Origin of the sequence: Luteitalea sp., assembly GCF_044337415.1 — a bacterium.
Lineage (GTDB): Bacteria > Acidobacteriota > Vicinamibacteria > Vicinamibacterales > Vicinamibacteraceae > Luteitalea.
Genome location: NZ_JBIINP010000361.1, coordinates 1 through 2,996, shown reverse-complemented (window position 1 = coordinate 2,996; position 2,996 = coordinate 1). Strand labels below are relative to the sequence as shown.

Sequence of the window (2,996 nt, the reverse complement as noted above, 5' to 3'; positions counted from 1 at the left end):
GTCGTCCACCACTTCGACGTGCCGGCGCGGCATCGCGAGCTGATGGTCGTCGCCGAGTCGGTCGTGGAGTTCGTGTCGGCCATCGACATCCCCGAGAGCTGCGATCCCTCGACGTGGGAGGTGCTCGACGAGCCGATCACGCGCGAGCGCTTCATCGAGTACCTCGAGCCGTCGCACTTCGCGCGGCCGACCGAGGCGCTGCAGGCCTTCGGCCGCGAGATCGGCCTGTCGCGCGACGACGACCCGCTGACGGTGCTGCGCCGGCTGAAGAAGCAGATCTACGATGCGTTCGAGTACGCGCAGGGCTCGACCCGCGTCGACTCGCACATCGACGAGGCACTCGCGGCGCGCCGCGGCGTGTGCCAGGACTTCGCCCACGTGATGATCGCGCTGGTGCGCGGGCTGGGCATCCCCTGTCGCTACGTGAGCGGCTACCTGTTCCACAACCACAAGGGCGACGAGCGCTCGGTCGACGGCGCCTCGCACGCGTGGGTGGAAGCCTGGCTGCCGTCGCTCGGCTGGTTCGGCATCGACCCCACCAACCGCACCCTCGCCATGGACCGCCACATCCGCGTGGCGATCGGCCGCGACTACCACGACGTGCCGCCGACGCGCGGCGCCTTCAAGGGCAGCGCCCGCAGCGAACTCGGCGTCAACGTGCGCGTGCAGACCACCGACACGCCCATCGCGCCGTCCGACGTGATGCCCGCGCTCTACTGGTCGGCGCCAGAGCCCGAAGCCGGCAACAGCCTGCTCGACGACGAGCAGGAACAGCAGCAGCAACAGCAGCAGTGAGGTGGCAATTTGAAATTGGACATTTGAAATTCTCGGCGGCTCGACCTTCGGTCTTCGCTCGCACGCGAGCCCTGATCGTGGCGATGGGCCGGAGGCCCTCGCCCGAGAATTTCCAATGTCCAATGTCTAATTGCCACGGACAGCGCGCTGTCCGGCCTCGATGTCCACCCGCGACAGGATCAGTGCGCCGACGATGAAGTAGGCGATCACCGAGAGGATGGCGCCGCGGCTCGAGCCGGTGATGGCGATCGCCAGCGCGAAGGTGAGTGGGCCGAGGATGCCCGCCGTGCGCTCGGTGACGGCGAAGAAGCCGAAGAACTCCGACGACCGCTCGCGCGGGATCATGCTCGCGAAGAGCGACCGCGACAGCGCCTGGCTGCCGCCCTGCACCGTGCCCACCAGGATCGCCAGCGCGTAGAAGTGCGTGGCCGTCTTCATGAAGTAGCCGAGCACGCTGATGCCGGCATACACCGCCAGCGCCAGCCAGATCGCCCGCTTGGCGCCGATCTTCCCGGCCAGCCAGCCGAAGATGAACGCGAACGGCACGCCCACGAACTGCACCAGCAGCAGCGCGCCGATCAGGTGCCCTTCGGCGATGCCCAGCTGCGCGCCGTACAGCGACGCCATGCGGATGATCGTGCCGATGCCGTCGTTGTAGATCAGGAAGGCCAGCAGCATCAGGAACGCCTGCCGGTACCGGCGCAGGTGCGTGAACGTCTCGCGCAGGTCGGCCACCGCATGGCGCGCCGCGGCACCGAGCGAGTCCTGCGCGCCGCGCAGCATCGGCGGCTCCGGCACGCGCCGCATCAGCGGGATCGAGAACACCATCCACCACACGCCGACGCTGAAGAACGCCAGCCGCGTCGCGATGCCCGCGTCGGGCAGGCCGAACAGGCCAGGCTGCAGGATCCACGTGAGGTTCAGCAGGAGCAGCAGCCCGCCGCCGAGGTAGCCGAGCGCGAAGCCCGACGAGGACACGCGGTCGAGTTCCTCCGGCGCGGCGATGTGCGGCAGCAGTGAGTCGTAGAACGCGATCGACCCGCTGCAGGCGACGTTGGCCAGCATGAACAGGCCGATGGCCAGCGCCCAGTCGCCCTCGCCGATGAGCGCCATGCCCATCGTGCACAGCGCGCCGAGCGCCATGAACACCAGCAGGAACAGCTTCTTGTACGGGCGATGATCGGCGATCGCGCCGAGCAGCGGCGCGAGGAACGCGCTCGCGGTGAGCGCGATCGTCGTGCCCATGCTGAAGCGGAACGCGGCCGTCTCCGGCGACAGGCCCTTGGCGGCGACGTTGTTGTAGTAGACCGGGAACACCGCCGCGACGATCGTGGTGAGGAACGCGGAGTTGGCCCAGTCGTACATGGCCCACGCGCGCAGTTCGGGGCGGCCGAGGCCGAGGCGCTCGAGCAGCGTGACGCGCGCCTCGCTCATCGGGGCACCCCCGCGCCCGCTGCCGGTGGCGTGGCTGGTGTTGGTCGCGCAGCGGGCGTTGCGGCCGGTGTCAACGGCGCGGCAGAGGCCGGTGAGGCCGACGGCAGCGGCAGCGTGGTGGTCGGCGCGAGCGGGACAGGCGCCTCCAGCGTCTCGTTCGGCCGCGTCGGCAGTATCACCACGTGCTGCGTCATCCACGCCGTCTGCGGCGCCTCGAGCCACGCCGGGATGCGGCCGCCCGCCTTCGCGTCGGGCAACGCGAAGCGCGACACCCAGATCTCCGTGTCGGCAAGCCGATCAGCCTGGCTGGCGGGCACCGTGGCGCGCCACGTCAGGCCGTCCTTCGGCATGTTCGTGTGCCACGCCTGCCAGCGCCCGCCGCTCGTCCGTCCGGCCAGCGTGGACCGGGTGGGCACGATGTTCTCGGGCAGCACGATCGCCAGCGTCTGCCACTCGGCACCCGCGGGCGTGATCGCGATCTCGATGTCGGCATCGCCCGTGCGCCGGATCACCGTCGCCGTGATCGTGGCGGGCGCCGGCGAAGAGGGCAGCGGCACCGCGCCGCGGAACAGGAACGCCTTGGGCACGATCTCGAACCGGTCGCGCGACTGCCGGGGCGCAGGGCCCCACGCGACGTTGGTCGGGCCGCCGGCGCCGATGTCGAGCCCGGGCTCGTTGCTCGACAGGTCCCAGCGCGCGCTGCCGCGCACGCGATCCTCGAAGAACACGGCCGACCGCTGCAGCGGGCGCTCGGGCGTGTAGGCCGG

General features: G+C 70.4%; 3 protein-coding genes. 1 reads left to right on the top strand and 2 read right to left on the bottom strand.

Annotation, left to right across the window (positions count from 1 at the left end):
• A partial coding sequence (locus ACIRDX_RS22315; protein WP_396627620.1) for a transglutaminase family protein occupies positions 1-795 on the top strand: 795 nt, incomplete at its 5' end.
• A gap of 126 nt (positions 796-921) precedes the next feature.
• On the opposite strand, the gene ACIRDX_RS22310 is transcribed toward ACIRDX_RS22315, so the two are convergent.
• A complete protein-coding gene (locus tag ACIRDX_RS22310; protein WP_396627619.1) occupies positions 922-2,229 on the bottom strand; it encodes an MFS transporter in 1,308 nt (435 codons plus the stop codon).
• Positions 2,226-2,996 (bottom strand): hypothetical protein (locus tag ACIRDX_RS22305; RefSeq protein WP_396627618.1); only part of this gene is annotated, 771 nt, incomplete at its 5' end. The genes ACIRDX_RS22310 and ACIRDX_RS22305, both read right to left, overlap by 4 nt.

What these genes read in the sequence shown, in the direction of transcription:
- ACIRDX_RS22310 (WP_396627619.1), bottom strand. Translation starts at nt 2,229, where the DNA reads ATGAGCGAGGCGCGCGTCACGCTGCTCGAGCGCCTCGGCCTCGGCCGC.